The sequence below is a fragment of the Streptomyces sp. NPDC104371 genome (genome assembly GCF_055583785.1).
Genome location: NZ_JBVJNF010000005.1, coordinates 212945 through 226150 on the forward strand (window position 1 = coordinate 212945; position 13206 = coordinate 226150).

The following is a 13206-nucleotide window of genomic DNA, read 5'->3' on the forward strand; positions in this document are numbered from 1 at the left end:
CAGACGGTCCGCCGTGACCAGGATGGGCGGCCTGGTCTCACGCCTCGGGTGGCGCCGTCAGTGTCGCCCGGACGGTCTTGCCGCTGGGCGGGTAGGGGACGGTCTCCCAGTGGTCGGCGAGGGCGGCGACCAGCGACAGGCCGCGCCCGCCGAGGCACAGCGCGCCCGGTTCCGCGTCCGCCGCGGGGAACCGCGGGTACCGGTCCCCACGGGCGTCGGTGACCTCGACGCGGAGGTGACCGGCCGACGGGTCGAAGGCGAGCGTGAGCCGGAAGGAACGGCCGGACACACGACCATGGAGGACGGCGTTGGCGGCAAGCTCCGCGACGACGATCTCGGCGCGCTCCGTGAGGGCCTGCGGGGCACCCCAGAGCCGCAGTTCGGTGACGCTGAGAAGCCGGGCGAGCCGGGCACCGCGCCGCGTGGAGGACAGCAGCTGTGTGAACATGCGTACGGGGGTGCTGACGTGGGGAAACGCTTGGTTCATGGGGGCAGCGTGGCGGTCGGGCACGGGGGAGAGCGAGCGGCACGCCTCGTACGGTGAGTCAGCGTACGGGCACGAAGAGTGGACAGTACGCGGACGGCTGCGTCACGCTGAGTTGTGTGTACGGGGCGGCGCAAGGGGCTGTCGCGGTGCGGTACGAGGAGAGGGGCGGCGGATGGGCAACGTCGAAGGGGGCGCGGGTGAGGTCGAATGGGAGCGGGAGCCTCATCCATCGGACAGTCTGCGCACGTTCGGCGCGGTGGTCCAGGCGCTGCGCGAGCACGCGGGACTCAGCCGCGCCGAGCTGGCTGCTCTCATCCAGTTCTCCAAACACACCGTGGAGTCGGTGGAGTTGGGCCGCCGAATGCCGGACGAGGCCTTCGTGGACCGCGCGGAGGGAGCGCTCGGCAACACGGGTGCGCTGCGGAAGGCCGCCCCGTATCTGAGCCGCAGCGAGGTGGGCCTCGCGGCTTGGTTCCGGCAGTGGGCGAGGCTGGAGCGGGAAGCGGTGAGCCTGTGTACGTACGAGTGCAGGCTGGTGCCGGGGCTGTTGCAGTCGGAGGCGTATGCGCGGGCGGTGTTCGAGGGCACGATCCCGCTGCGGATGGACGACGAGTTGGAGGAGCAGCTCACCGCGCGAATGGACCGGCAGGCGATGATGCGGGAACGGCCGACGGTGCCGTTCAGCTTCATCGTCGAAGAGCACGTGTTCCGGCGGCGGTTCGGGGACGCGCGGGCGATGCGCGAGTTGGTGGACCATGTTCTTGAGCGCAGTGCCCCGCGCAATGTGACGCTTCAAGTGGTTCCGCTGGATGTAGGGCTGCATGCGTGCCTGGACGGGCCTGTGCAGGTCTTGGAGACCTCGGCAGGACGACGACTGGGGTACTCCGAGGGGCAGAAGAACGGGCGGCTGATCTCGGATGCCAAAGAGGTGAGTGTGCTCTGCCAACGCTATGAAACACTGCGCTCGCAGGCCCTGAGTCCCAATGAATCCCGGGCCTTGCTGGAGCGACTGAGGGAAGAGCTATGAGCAGCGGTATGAGGGAACTCGCCTGGTTCAAGTCCAGCTACAGCGGCAGCGAGGGCGACAGTTGCGTGGAGGTGGCGATCGCTGAACAGGCCGTTCACGTACGGGACTCGAAGGATGTGGGGCGTCCGGCCTTCGCTGTGGGTCGTGGAGGCTGGGAGTGCTTCGTGCGGTTCGCGGCGGAGTGCTGAAGGATTCCCGGGGCCTGCTGGAGCGACTGCGAGGAGAGCTATGAGCAGCGGGGCATCGGAACTGGCCTGGTTCAAGTCCAGCTACAGCGGTACTCAGGGCGATGACTGCGTGGAGGTGGCGATCGCTGAACAGGCCGTTCACGTAAGGGACTCCAAGGATGTGAGGCGTCCGGCCTTCGCTGTGGGTCGTGGAGGCTGGGAGCGCTTCGTGCGGTTCGCGGCGGAGCGCTGAAGGATTCCCGGGACCTGCTGGAGCGACTGCGAGGAGAGCTATGAGCAGCGGGGCATCGGAACTGGCCTGGTTCAAGTCCAGCTACAGCGGCAGCCAGGGCGACAGCTACGTGGAGGTGGCGATCGCTGAACAGGCCGTCCATGTACGGGACTCCAAGGATGTGGGGCGTCCGGCCTTCACCATGGACCGTGAAGGCTGGGGACGCTTCGTGCGGTTCGCGGCGGAGCGCTGAGGAGTACGCCCCGCAGATTTCACCGATCGCGCCCCGCTCCGGAACTTCCGAAGCGGGGCGCGAGGCGTGTAGCGGCCGGGCTCAGATGTCCCGGAAGATCTCGATCTGCGCCCCGACCGAGTTGAGTCGTTCGGCCAGGTCCTCGTAGCCGCGGTTGATGACGTACACGTTCCGCAGGACCGACGTGCCCGGGGCCGCCATCATCGCCAGCAGGACGACCACCGCCGGGCGCAGGGCGGGCGGGCACATCATCTCGGCGGCGCGCCAGCGGGTCGGGCCTTCGACCAACACCCGGTGCGGGTCGAGGAGTTGGAGCCGTCCGCCGAGCCGGTTCAGGTCGGTCAGATAGATGGCCCGGTTGTCGTAGACCCAGTCGTGGATCAGCGTCTTGCCCTGCGCGGTGGCCGCGATGGCCGCGAAGAACGGGACGTTGTCGATGTTCAGGCCGGGGAACGGCATCGGGTGGATCTTGTCGATCGGCGCCTCCAGCTTGGAGGGGCGCACGGTCAGGTCCACCAGCCGCGTACGGCCGTTGTCGGCCACGTACTCGGAGGAGCGGTCGTGGTCGAGCCCCATCTCCTCCAGCACCGCCAGCTCGATCTCCAGGAACTCGATCGGCACCCGGCGCACCGTCAGCTCCGACTCGGTGACGACCGCGGCGGCCAGCAGGCTCATCGCCTCGACCGGGTCCTCCGAGGGGGAGTAGTCGACGTCGACGTCGATGTTCGGTACGCCGTGCACGGTGAGCGTGGTGGTGCCGATGCCCTCCACCTTGACGCCGAGGGCCTCCAGGAAGAAGCAGAGGTCCTGGACCATGTAGTTGGAGGACGCGTTGCGGATGACCGTGACGCCGTCGTGGCGGGCGGCGGCGAGCAGCGCGTTCTCGGTCACGGTGTCGCCGCGCTCGGTCAGCACGATCGGGCGGCCGGGGGTGACGGACCGGTCCACCACGGCGTGGTACTGCCCCTCGGTGGCGGTCACGTCGAGTCCGAACCGGCGCAGCGCGATCATGTGCGGCTCGATGGTGCGCGTCCCGAGGTCGCAGCCGCCCGCGTACGGGAGCCTGAAGCGGTCCACGCGGTGCAGCAGCGGGCCGAGGAACATGATGATGGACCGCGTACGGCGGGCGGCCTCCGCGTCGATGGCGTCCAGATCGAGGTCGGCGCCCGGCACGATCTCCAGGTCGACGCCGTCGTTGATCCACCGGGTGCGTACGCCGATCGACGCGAGCACCTCCAGCAGGCGGTAGACCTCCTCGATGCGGGCGACCCGGCGCAGGACCGTGCGCCCCTTGTTGAGCAGGGAGGCGCACAGCAGCGCCACGCACGCGTTCTTGCTCGTCTTCACGTCGATGGCGCCGGAGAGCCGACGGCCGCCGACCACGCGCAGATGCATGGGGCCCGCGTAGCCCAGGGAGATGATCTCGCTGTCCAGCGCGCCGCCGATTCGGGCGATCATCTCAAGGCTGATGTTCTGGTTGCCGCGCTCGATGCGATTGACGGCGCTCTGGCTGGTGCCGAGCGCCTCGGCGAGCTGTGCCTGCGTCCAGCCACGGTGCTGGCGGGCGTCACGGATGAGCTTGCCGATACGTACGAGGTAGTCGTCTGACATGAGGTTGAGGCTATCTCAGATATGAGATGGCGCCTCCTGAGGGGGTCCATTCGGGTGACCGACCCTCAAGGAGGCGCACTCCAACGGCTCAATCAGCGGCCTGGCCCAGCGGCGGCCAGTCGAGGAGGTGTTGCAAGACGGTGTCGTCGCCCTCGGTGCGCAGGCTGTCCAGGGGGAGACGGCCGTAGAGCGTGAGGAGTACGTCGCTCGCGGAGCCGTGGAGGGACGCGTCGGCGGACGCGGCGCTGTCGAGCACGCGGGCGCCGGTGGGGCCGAGGTCGAGCAGCCAGGAGGGACCCTCGGTGGTGCGCAGGGCGATACGGACGGGATCGTGCGGCCAGGGGCCGCAGGCGCCGAGGAGCACGGTGAGGAACTCGTCGATGCCGTCCACCGCGATGGCCGGGGGGACCGGCTGCGGGCTGCCCACGGCGAGCTGGCCGTCGAAGGCGTGGACGGCGGCCTCGTGGACCTGGCGGCGGGCCGTCACCCCGACCGTCGTGGGCGCCTCGGAGGCGGCCCACCAGCCCCAGCATCCCGCCTCGGGCCCGGCCTCGCGCAGCGCGCCGACGAACGCCTCGGTCGCCGCGCCCAAGTCCGCGGAGCGCTCGGGCGCCGCGGGCGGCTGCTCACTCGGCCCGGCCAGGACGACGGCGGTCCAGAAGCGCTGCGCCTGCGTGAGATGCACCAGCAGATCCCGCAACGACCAGCCCGGACAACTGGGAACGGCTAAGCCGAGATCGTCGGCGGAGTCACAGACCTTGAGCAGCGCGGCGGAGCGGTCCTCGATCTGGGACAGGAATTCCTCGAAGGAAGGTGTCTGAGTCATCCTCACGTTCTAGCAGCCGCCACTGACATCGACCGGTGTTCCGGCGATCCGCGAAGAGGAGACGGGTGGGCGCGTGCCGCCAGCAAGAGGTTCAAGAGGGTCGAGAGGTTCAAGGGGGTCAAGACGACACGGTCAAGGCCAGCGAGGCGACGGCGGTGGCGAAGTAGAAGCCGGGAAACGCGAGGTTGTAGAAGACGCGGGCGCGCAGATGGAAGGCGAGCGCGCCCAGGTAGAGCAGGACGAGACCGCAGGCCGCAGCGACACCGAGGGGGCGCAGTGAGTCGTAGAAGAGGCCGAGGAGGAGGCCCGCCGCACCGGCCAGCTTGAGGGTGGCCAACCGGCGCAGCCAGGCTCGGGGCACACCCACCTCCGACGAGTTGGCCAGCACGAAGCTCGCCCCGGCGAGGTCGGCGGCGGCGATAGCGATGTTGATGGCGGCGGTGAGCAGGGTGACGACGAGGAGTGCGATATCAAACATGCCTTCAGTCTTCGCGGGCGCTTCCGCACCGTCCAATACCTGCTTCTATAACCTGGTGGCATGGATGTGGACACGCGCCTGCTCCGGTACTTCGCCGCAGTGGCGGAGGAGGGCAGCCTGACCGGGGCGGCGGAGCGGCTGTTCGTCTCGCAGCCCGCGCTGACCAAGCAGATCCGGCGCCTGGAGGACGATCTCGGGGTACGGCTCTTCACGCGTTCGCGGTCGGGGATGGCGCTGACCGAGGCCGGTCGTGAGCTGGCCTCGCGGCTGCCCGCGCTGCTGGACGGCTGGGACGAGGCGGTGCGGGCGACCGGCCGGGCAGCGCGGGTGCTGCGCCTGGGCTTCCTGGACGCGGGCGCGGTGGGCGCCGTCCCCGAGGTCATCGCCGAGTTCCGCCGGGCGCGGCCGGAGTGGCGGGTCGAACTGCGGCAGTTCGACTGGTCGGACCCGAGCGCCGGTCTGGCCCGGGGCGAGGTGGACGCGGCAGTGGTGCGTCTGCCGTTCCCGGGGCAGGAGAACCTGACGGTACGGGAGTTGTTCGTCGAGGAGCGTGGGGTGCTGCTCCCGGCTCGGCATCCGCTGGCGAACAGCGAGACGGTGGAGTTCCGGGAGCTGTGGGACGAGTCGTTCGTCGCGGCCGGAGCCGGGACCGGAGCCTGGAGGGAGCACTGGCTGGCGGCGGAGGAGCGGGAGGGGCGCCCCGTCCGGGTCGGCGCCGTCACCAGCCGTCCCGACGAATGGCTCGGAGCGGTGGCGGGCGGCTGCGTGGCGCTGGCCCCGGTGTCGGCGGCCCGCTTCTACTCCCACCCGGACGTGGTGTTCCGCCCGGTCCGCGGCGTCTCACCGAGCCGGGTGGGGCTGGCCCGGCCTCGGGGACGGACTCACGAGGCGGCGCTGGACGAGCTGCTGGAGGCCATCGCGCGGCGGCTGAGCCGGAGTTGACAACGGGGCCGACGGGCCGCCCGGCCGGATCGGCACCGCTCCCGGCCGCGGCAGCCGACACGCCGCCCGGCCGGATCGGCCACCGCTCCCGGCCGCGGCAGCCGACACGCCGCCCGGCCGGATCGGCCACCACTCCCGGCCGCGGACGCGTCGAACGGCTCGCCCGGTACGAGGACGGCCCAGCGGGTTCCGGCATGACCATCTCGCGCCTATGTACTAGAGTTATCTCGACATCGAGATATCTGCCGAAGGCACCGCCGTCGCCATTCCGGTAAGGGTTACCTAACTTACCCTTACCTTAGCGGGTCGACCGAGACGCGTGGCGGCAGGATTGCGGTGGTACGCGCACATCAATGAAGGAGACTGTCGTGTCGGCGAACAGCTTCGACGCCCGCAGCACGCTGCAGGTGGGCGACGAGTCGTACGAGATCTTCCGGCTGGACAAGGTGGAGGGCTCGGCCCGCCTGCCGTACAGCCTCAAGGTCCTGCTGGAGAACCTGCTCCGCACCGAGGACGGCGCGAACATCACCGCCGACCACATCCGCGCCCTCGGCAACTGGGACTCCCAGGCCCAGCCGTCGCAGGAGATCCAGTTCACGCCGGCCCGCGTGATCATGCAGGACTTCACCGGCGTGCCCTGTGTCGTGGACCTCGCGACCATGCGTGAGGCCGTCGCGGCGCTCGGCGGCGACCCGGCGAAGATCAACCCGCTCTCCCCGGCCGAGATGGTCATCGACCACTCCGTCATCGCGGACAAGTTCGGCACCAGCGACGCCTTCAAGCAGAACGTCGACCTGGAGTACGGCCGCAACCGCGAGCGCTACCAGTTCCTGCGCTGGGGCCAGACCGCGTTCGACGACTTCAAGGTCGTCCCGCCGGGCACCGGCATCGTCCACCAGGTGAACATCGAGCACCTGGCCCGCACCGTCATGGTCCGTAACGGTCAGGCGTACCCCGACACCCTCGTCGGCACCGACTCGCACACCACCATGGTCAACGGCCTCGGCGTCCTCGGCTGGGGCGTCGGCGGCATCGAGGCCGAGGCCGCGATGCTCGGCCAGCCGGTCTCCATGCTCATCCCGCGCGTCGTCGGCTTCAAGCTCACCGGTGAGCTGCAGCCCGGCACCACCGCCACCGACCTGGTGCTGACCATCACCGAGATGCTCCGCAAGCACGGTGTCGTCGGCAAGTTCGTCGAGTTCTACGGCGAGGGCGTCGCCGCCACCTCGCTGGCCAACCGCGCCACCATCGGCAACATGTCGCCGGAGTTCGGCTCCACCGCCGCGATCTTCCCGATCGACGGCGAGACCCTGAACTACCTGCGCCTGACGGGCCGCAGCCAGCAGCAGGTCGCGCTGGTCGAGGCCTACGCCAAGGAGCAGGGCCTCTGGCTGGACCCGAAGGCCGAGCCCGACTTCTCCGAGAAGCTCGAGCTGGACCTGTCCACCGTCGTGCCCTCGATCGCCGGCCCGAAGCGCCCGCAGGACCGTATCGTCCTGGCCAACGCCGCCGAGCAGTTCAAGCTGGACGTCCGCAACTACGTCGACACCGTCGACGAGGCGGGCGTGGAGTCCTTCCCGGCCTCCGACGCCCCGGCCCTCCACCCGAACGGCACGCCGTCCAACCCGGTGCAGGTCACGGCCCCCGACGGCACGACCTACACCCTGGACCACGGCGCGGTGACGGTCGCCGCCATCACCTCCTGCACCAACACCTCGAACCCGTACGTCATGGTCGCCGCCGCCCTGGTGGCCAAGAAGGCGGTCGAGAAGGGCCTGACCCGCAAGCCGTGGGTCAAGACCACCCTCGCCCCGGGCTCGAAGGTCGTGACGGACTACTTCGACAAGGCGGGCCTGACGCCGTACCTGGACAAGGTCGGCTTCAACCTCGTCGGTTACGGCTGCACCACCTGCATCGGCAACTCCGGCCCGCTGCCGGAGGAGGTCTCCAAGGCCGTCAACGAGCACGACCTCGCGGTCACTTCGGTCCTTTCCGGCAACCGGAACTTCGAGGGCCGTATCAACCCCGACGTCAAGATGAACTACCTGGCCTCCCCGCCGCTGGTGGTCGCGTACGCCCTCGCGGGTTCCATGAAGATGGACATCACCAAGGAGGCGCTGGGTACCGACCAGGACGGCAACCCGGTCTACCTGAAGGACATCTGGCCCTCGGAGGCCGAGGTCAACGACGTCGTCGCCAACGCCATCGGCGAGGACATGTTCAACAAGTCCTACCAGGACGTCTTCGCGGGCGACGCCCAGTGGCAGGCGCTGCCGATCCCGACCGGCAACACCTTCGAGTGGGACGCGGAGTCGACCTACGTCCGCAAGCCCCCGTACTTCGAGGGCATGGAGATGGAGCCGGCGCCGGTCCAGGACATCGCGGGCGCCCGTGTCCTCGCCAAGCTGGGCGACTCGGTCACCACCGACCACATCTCCCCGGCCGGTGCGATCAAGGCCGACACCCCGGCCGGCAAGTACCTCACCGAGCACGGCGTCGAGCGTCGCGACTTCAACTCCTACGGTTCCCGCCGCGGTAACCACGAGGTGATGATCCGCGGTACGTTCGCCAACATCCGGCTGCGCAACCAGATCGCGCCGGGCACCGAGGGCGGCTACACCCGCGACTTCACCCAGGACGGCGCGCCGGTCTCCTTCATCTACGACGCCTCGCGCAACTACATCGCGCAGAACACCCCGCTGGTCGTCCTGGCGGGCAAGGAGTACGGCTCCGGCTCGTCCCGTGACTGGGCCGCGAAGGGCACCGCGCTGCTCGGCGTCAAGGCCGTCATCGCCGAGTCGTACGAGCGCATCCACCGCTCGAACCTCATCGGCATGGGCGTGCTCCCGCTCCAGTTCCCGGAGGGCGCCTCGGCCGACTCCCTCGGTCTGACCGGCGAGGAGACCTTCTCCTTCTCCGGCGTCACCGAGCTGAACGAGGGCACCACGCCGCGCACGGTCAAGGTCACCACCGACACGGGCGTCGAGTTCGACGCGGTCGTCCGCATCGACACCCCCGGTGAGGCCGACTACTACCGCAACGGCGGCATCATGCAGTACGTGCTGCGCAGCCTGATCCGCAAGTAAGCGGTCCGGCAGGGCAGTTGAGGGCCGCATCCCGCAGGGGGTGCGGCCCTCGACCTACGTGTAGGGGGGCGGGACTCTCGCGACAGGCCCTAGATCCACCCCGCGGCCTGGGCGATCACGAACGGTGCGGGGACCAGGGCCGTCATGCCGAGCCACAGATGCGGCCGTCTGCCCTCCTGCCACGGTATGAGGACATCCACCACCAGCACCATCCCGACGACGAACGCACCGCCCAGCACCGCGCCGAGCGTCATACCGAGGGTGTTGCCCGCGGGCTCCTTGCAGCCCAACCGGTCGGCGCAGCGGGTCAGTTCATGTCCGGTCAACAGCCATCGGACGCACAGGCCGGGAACGATCGCCACCGCGCCGATCAGAAGGTTCGCCACCGCGGGCGCCCACCAGGAACCGGCGGTGCCCTTCTCGCGGCCACCGTCCGCACCGGAACCGTGCACAGCCCGCCCTCTCCCCGGTCATTGCGTTCGTTAGCTAGATGACCACGAGAGCACCAGGGTTGCCCTCGCGCGGCCCGGCGCCGGGAACACCGCCCCCACGAGTGACCTTGCGTGACCTCCCGTCAGGCCAGCAGTTCCACCTCCGCGAGGGTCGACGCCTTGTCCAGCACGAGGCGGTAGCGCGTGTGCGCGGTGGGGCGCGGGATCGAGAACACCCTCGTCTGCCGGTCCCAGGCGAAGGCCTGGCCCTCGCGCCGGTCCAGCGTCGTCCAGCGCGTACCGTCCTCCGAGGCCGTCAGCGTCCAGCCTGTCGGGGCCCGCGTGTGGTCGGCCGGGGACGTCAGGGTGTACTGCACCGCCTTGGTGCGGGCCGCCACCGGCAGATCCACGCTCGTCACGCTCGCCTCGGTCGCCGACGTGTTGTCGAACAACGGTCCCTCGGCCCGCAGTCGGTCCGTACGCGGGGACGGCACCTTGTCGTCCTGGGTGATCGAGACCGGCCCTGCGTTCTTCCCCGTGCCCCAGGCCGACGGCCGCGGACCCATGGCGAAGTCCAGCACCGCGCCGCGGGCGAGCAGCGCGTGCGGCAGCGAAGTCGACGTCCACGCCGTGCCGTTGACCTTGAGCCCCTGGACGTAGACGTTCTTCGCGCTGTTCTCCGGCGCGTTGACGACGAGGTCCCGGCCGTTGTCGAGATGCACCGTCGCCTTGGTGAACAACGGTGATCCGACGGCGTATTCACCGCTGCCCATCACCAACGGATAGAAGCCCAGCGCCGAGAACAGATACCAGGCCGACTGTTCACCGTTGTCCTCGTCGCCGAGGTAGCCCTGCCCGATCTCGCTGCCGGTGTACAGCCGGGAGAGGACCTCGCGGACCTTCGCCTGCGCCTTCCACGGCTGCCCGACCGCGTCGTACAGGTAGATCACATGGTGCGCGGGCTGGTTGGAGTGCCCGTACATGCCCATCCGGACGTCCCGTGCCTCCGTCATCTCGTGGATGACGCGGCCGTACGACCCCGCGAACCGGGGTGAGGCCGTCTCGGGCGTGGTGAAGTACCGGTCGAGCTTGGCCGCGAGCCGGGCCCGTCCGCCGTACAGGTTCGCGAGGCCCCGGCTGTCCTGCGGGACCGTGAAGGCGAGGCCCCAGCCGTTCGTCTCCGTGTAGTCGCCGCCCCACACCCGCGGGTCGTAGTGCGCCGGGTCCAGCCGCCAGGCACCTCGGGCGTCCCGGCCCTGGAAGAAGCCGACCCTCGGGTCGAAGAGGCGGACATAGTCGCGGGCGCGGTTCAGGAAGTACGCCGACTCCTCCGCGTAGCGCTTCGTGCCGGTCTCCTTGTACAGCGCCCGGCCCATCCGCGCGATGCCGTAGTCGTTGATGTAGCCCTCCATCGCCCACGACAGGCCCTCGCCGGTGGCGGTGGTGGTGTAGCCGAGGAACGGCGAGGTCACCATGCCCTTGCGGCCGACCCCGGACGAGGGCGGCGCGACCGTCGCGTTCTTGACGGCCGCGTCGTAGGCGGCCCGCGCGTCGAATCGCACACCCTTGACGTAGGCGTCGGCGAACGCCACGTCCGAGGACGTGCCGGTCATCAGGTCGGCGTATCCGGGTGAGGACCAACGGGACGTCCAGCCGCCGTCCTTGTACTGCTGCACGAAGCCGTCGGCCAGCTCGCCTGCCTGACGAGGCGTCAGAAGTGAGTACGCGGGCCATGTGGTCCGATAGGTGTCCCAGAAGCCGTTGTTGACGTACACCTTGCCGTCGACGATCTTCGCCCCGGTGCGCATGGGCGTGTCCGCACCGGTCGCGGGGGAGAAGGGGGAAGCGTAGCGATAGGCCGAACCCACCTTCTCGAAGCCCGAGTTGGGGTACAGATACAGGCGGTAGAGCGACGAGTACAGCGTTGTGAGCTGATCCGGCGTCGCTCCCTCGACCTTGACCTTCCCGAGCAGTTGGTCCCAGGCCTGCCGGGCGCGCTCCTTCACCTCCTCGAACGACGTGCCGTCCGGGGCCTCCTGGCGCAGATTGGCCTTCGCCTGGTCCACGCTGATCAGCGAGGTCGCGAGCCGAAGGGTCACCGTGCGGTCGGCGCCCGGCCTGAACCGCAGATACCCCTTCACCCCCGAGGCGGCCCCGTCCGTCACGGGCGCGTCGAACACGCCGTAGACGAACAGCCGGGTCGCCCCTGTCGACAGAGGGGACTTCACGTCCGAGAAGCCGGTGACGGTCCCGTTCGCCTTGTCGAGGGTCAGCCCGCCCTGCGCCGTCACGTTGTCGAAGAGCACGCTCGCGTCGTCGCCGGGATAGGTGAACCGCAGTACTGCCGCGTGGTCGGTCGGCGCCATCTCCGCCCGCAGGCCGTTCTCGAAGGTGACTCCGTAGTAGTACGGACGCGCGGTCTCCCGCTCGTGCCGGAACGCCAGCGCCCGCGCGGTGCGACCGGTGTCCGGGGTGCCGGCCGCGGCCGACGGCATCACCTGGAACGTCTGCCGGTCACCCATCCACGGACTCGGCTCATGACTGGCGCTGAACGCCTGGATCGTCGGCAGGTTGGCGGCGCCATTGCCCCGCGCGTACTCGTACAGCCAGCTCAGCGAGGACGCGTCGGTCACCGGTGTCCAGAAGGTGAAGCCGTGCGGCAGGGCCGTCGCGGGGAGGGTGTTGCCGCGCGAGAAGGTGCCGCTGGAGTTGGTGCCGCGCGTCGTCAGCGCGTAGTCGGACAGATGCGCCTTCGGCTTCTCGGGCGGTACGGACCTCAGGGCGAGGTCGTCCAGCCAGCCCTGGAACCTGGCGGGTCCCTTCGGCGCGTCGTAGGCCACCAGGATCCGGTCCACCGTCTTCCCGGCCGCGACCGACCCGATCCGCGCGACCACGTCGTTCCACTGGTTGACGGACAGGACCTTCGCCGCGCCCTGCCCCCGCGGACTGAGCGGGAAGCCGTGCTGGTCGAGCGCGCCGAGGTCGCTGAGCGAGGTGCCGTCGGTGAAGACGAGGTCGACGGAGACGTAGGTGGCCGCGTAGTCCCGGACCCCGTCCGCCATCGACGGGAAGACGCGGTACGAGAGTCGGGTGTCGCGGTCGACGCGCAGACCGACGTGGAAGATCTTGTTGTACGCGTACGCCCGGCCGCGCGCCGTGTGCGCTCCCGCGTACCGCAGGGCGTACCTGCCCGTGAAGCCCGCGTTCGCCTTGTCGGTGGGGGAGTTGCGCGGGCCGTGGTCCACCGTCGAGCGCATGCCCGTGCCGGGCCCGTCGGTCACACCGGAGGACCGCCGCGCGCCGTCGGCCGCGGTGTCGGGGGTGTCCACCCACGTCGGCGCGGGGTCACCGGGTTCGAACGAGGAGGCGAACTCCTGTGCGGAGGGGGTGTGTTGCGTGGTGGTCGCCACCGCCGCGCCCTGAGCGGTCACGAGCACCGCGTAGGCGACCGCGACCACGAGCGCGGTGGAGGCCCAGCGGCCCCGTGGCCGGTGCCTACGCGAACGGGCTCCCTGCGCGGGTAAAGGGCGAGACAACGTTGTCATCGTGACTGCGCGAGGATCCGACAGGGACCAAGTGGTCTGTGATGTCACGGTGTTGAGTGTGCCATTCGAGCCCTATGTGGCGGATATCCCGTTCGACGGGACGCGCGGGCGTTTCGTGTTT

12 protein-coding genes are annotated in these 13206 nt (G+C 69.7%); 6 read left to right on the forward strand and 6 right to left on the reverse strand.

From position 1 onward, the window contains the following. Positions 1-37: 37 nt before the first annotated feature. Positions 38-487 carry an ATP-binding protein gene (locus tag ACZ60T_RS18005; RefSeq protein ID WP_469666740.1) on the reverse strand — a complete coding sequence of 150 codons (450 nt, stop codon included), beginning with the start codon at positions 485-487 and terminating at the stop codon, positions 38-40. 172 nt (positions 488-659) lie between these two features. Here ACZ60T_RS18005 and ACZ60T_RS18010 point away from each other — a divergent pair, with 172 nt between their 5' ends. Genes ACZ60T_RS18010 through ACZ60T_RS18025 form a run of 4 tightly spaced genes read left to right on the forward strand, consistent with a single transcriptional unit; the run spans position 660 to position 2166 of the window. After that, positions 660-1514 carry a helix-turn-helix domain-containing protein gene (locus ACZ60T_RS18010; protein WP_469666741.1) on the forward strand — a complete coding sequence of 285 codons (855 nt, stop codon included), beginning with the start codon at positions 660-662 and terminating at the stop codon, positions 1512-1514. After that, entirely contained in the window at positions 1511-1702 is a 192-nt protein-coding gene (locus ACZ60T_RS18015; protein ID WP_469666742.1) for a DUF397 domain-containing protein, read from the forward strand. The genes ACZ60T_RS18010 and ACZ60T_RS18015 overlap by 4 nt, the downstream gene beginning before the upstream one ends. A 40-nt stretch (positions 1703-1742) precedes the next feature. Then, on the forward strand, positions 1743-1934 hold the full coding sequence (locus ACZ60T_RS18020; RefSeq protein WP_469666743.1) for a DUF397 domain-containing protein: 192 nt from the start codon (positions 1743-1745) through the stop codon (positions 1932-1934). 40 nt (positions 1935-1974) lie between these two features. Beyond that, on the forward strand, positions 1975-2166 hold the full coding sequence (locus ACZ60T_RS18025) for a DUF397 domain-containing protein (RefSeq protein WP_469666744.1): 192 nt from the start codon (positions 1975-1977) through the stop codon (positions 2164-2166). 81 nt (positions 2167-2247) lie between these two features. On the opposite strand, the gene ACZ60T_RS18030 is transcribed toward ACZ60T_RS18025, so the two are convergent. The 3 genes from ACZ60T_RS18030 to ACZ60T_RS18040 all read right to left on the reverse strand — a co-directional run bounded on the left by ACZ60T_RS18030 (position 2248) and on the right by ACZ60T_RS18040 (position 5081). Next, positions 2248-3777, reverse strand: coding sequence for a UDP-N-acetylglucosamine 1-carboxyvinyltransferase (locus tag ACZ60T_RS18030; protein ID WP_365623628.1), 1530 nt, complete (start codon positions 3775-3777; stop codon positions 2248-2250). 88 nt (positions 3778-3865) lie between these two features. Then, complete coding sequence (locus ACZ60T_RS18035) at positions 3866-4603, reverse strand: maleylpyruvate isomerase family mycothiol-dependent enzyme (RefSeq protein WP_469666745.1); 738 nt, start codon at positions 4601-4603, stop codon at positions 3866-3868. A 118-nt stretch (positions 4604-4721) separates the two neighbouring features. Continuing rightward, positions 4722-5081 carry a DoxX family protein gene (locus ACZ60T_RS18040; RefSeq protein ID WP_469666746.1) on the reverse strand — a complete coding sequence of 120 codons (360 nt, stop codon included), beginning with the start codon at positions 5079-5081 and terminating at the stop codon, positions 4722-4724. A gap of 60 nt (positions 5082-5141) precedes the next feature. On the opposite strand from ACZ60T_RS18040, the gene ACZ60T_RS18045 reads away from it, so the two are divergent. After that, complete coding sequence (locus ACZ60T_RS18045) at positions 5142-6023, forward strand: LysR family transcriptional regulator (protein WP_469666747.1); 882 nt, start codon at positions 5142-5144, stop codon at positions 6021-6023. A 368-nt stretch (positions 6024-6391) separates the two neighbouring features. Then, positions 6392-9109, forward strand: coding sequence for an aconitate hydratase AcnA (gene acnA, locus ACZ60T_RS18050; protein WP_365623620.1), 2718 nt, complete (start codon positions 6392-6394; stop codon positions 9107-9109). Positions 9110-9198: 89 nt separating this feature from the next. Here acnA and ACZ60T_RS18055 read toward each other — a convergent pair whose 3' ends face one another. Together ACZ60T_RS18055 and ACZ60T_RS18060 are read right to left on the reverse strand one after the other, a co-directional pair. After that, positions 9199-9561: a hypothetical protein gene (locus tag ACZ60T_RS18055; RefSeq protein WP_365623618.1), complete on the reverse strand. Its 363-nt coding sequence runs from the start codon at positions 9559-9561 to the stop codon at positions 9199-9201. 122 nt (positions 9562-9683) lie between these two features. Further along, complete coding sequence (locus tag ACZ60T_RS18060; protein ID WP_469666749.1) at positions 9684-13076, reverse strand: GH92 family glycosyl hydrolase; 3393 nt, start codon at positions 13074-13076, stop codon at positions 9684-9686. Positions 13077-13206 lie beyond the last annotated feature (130 nt).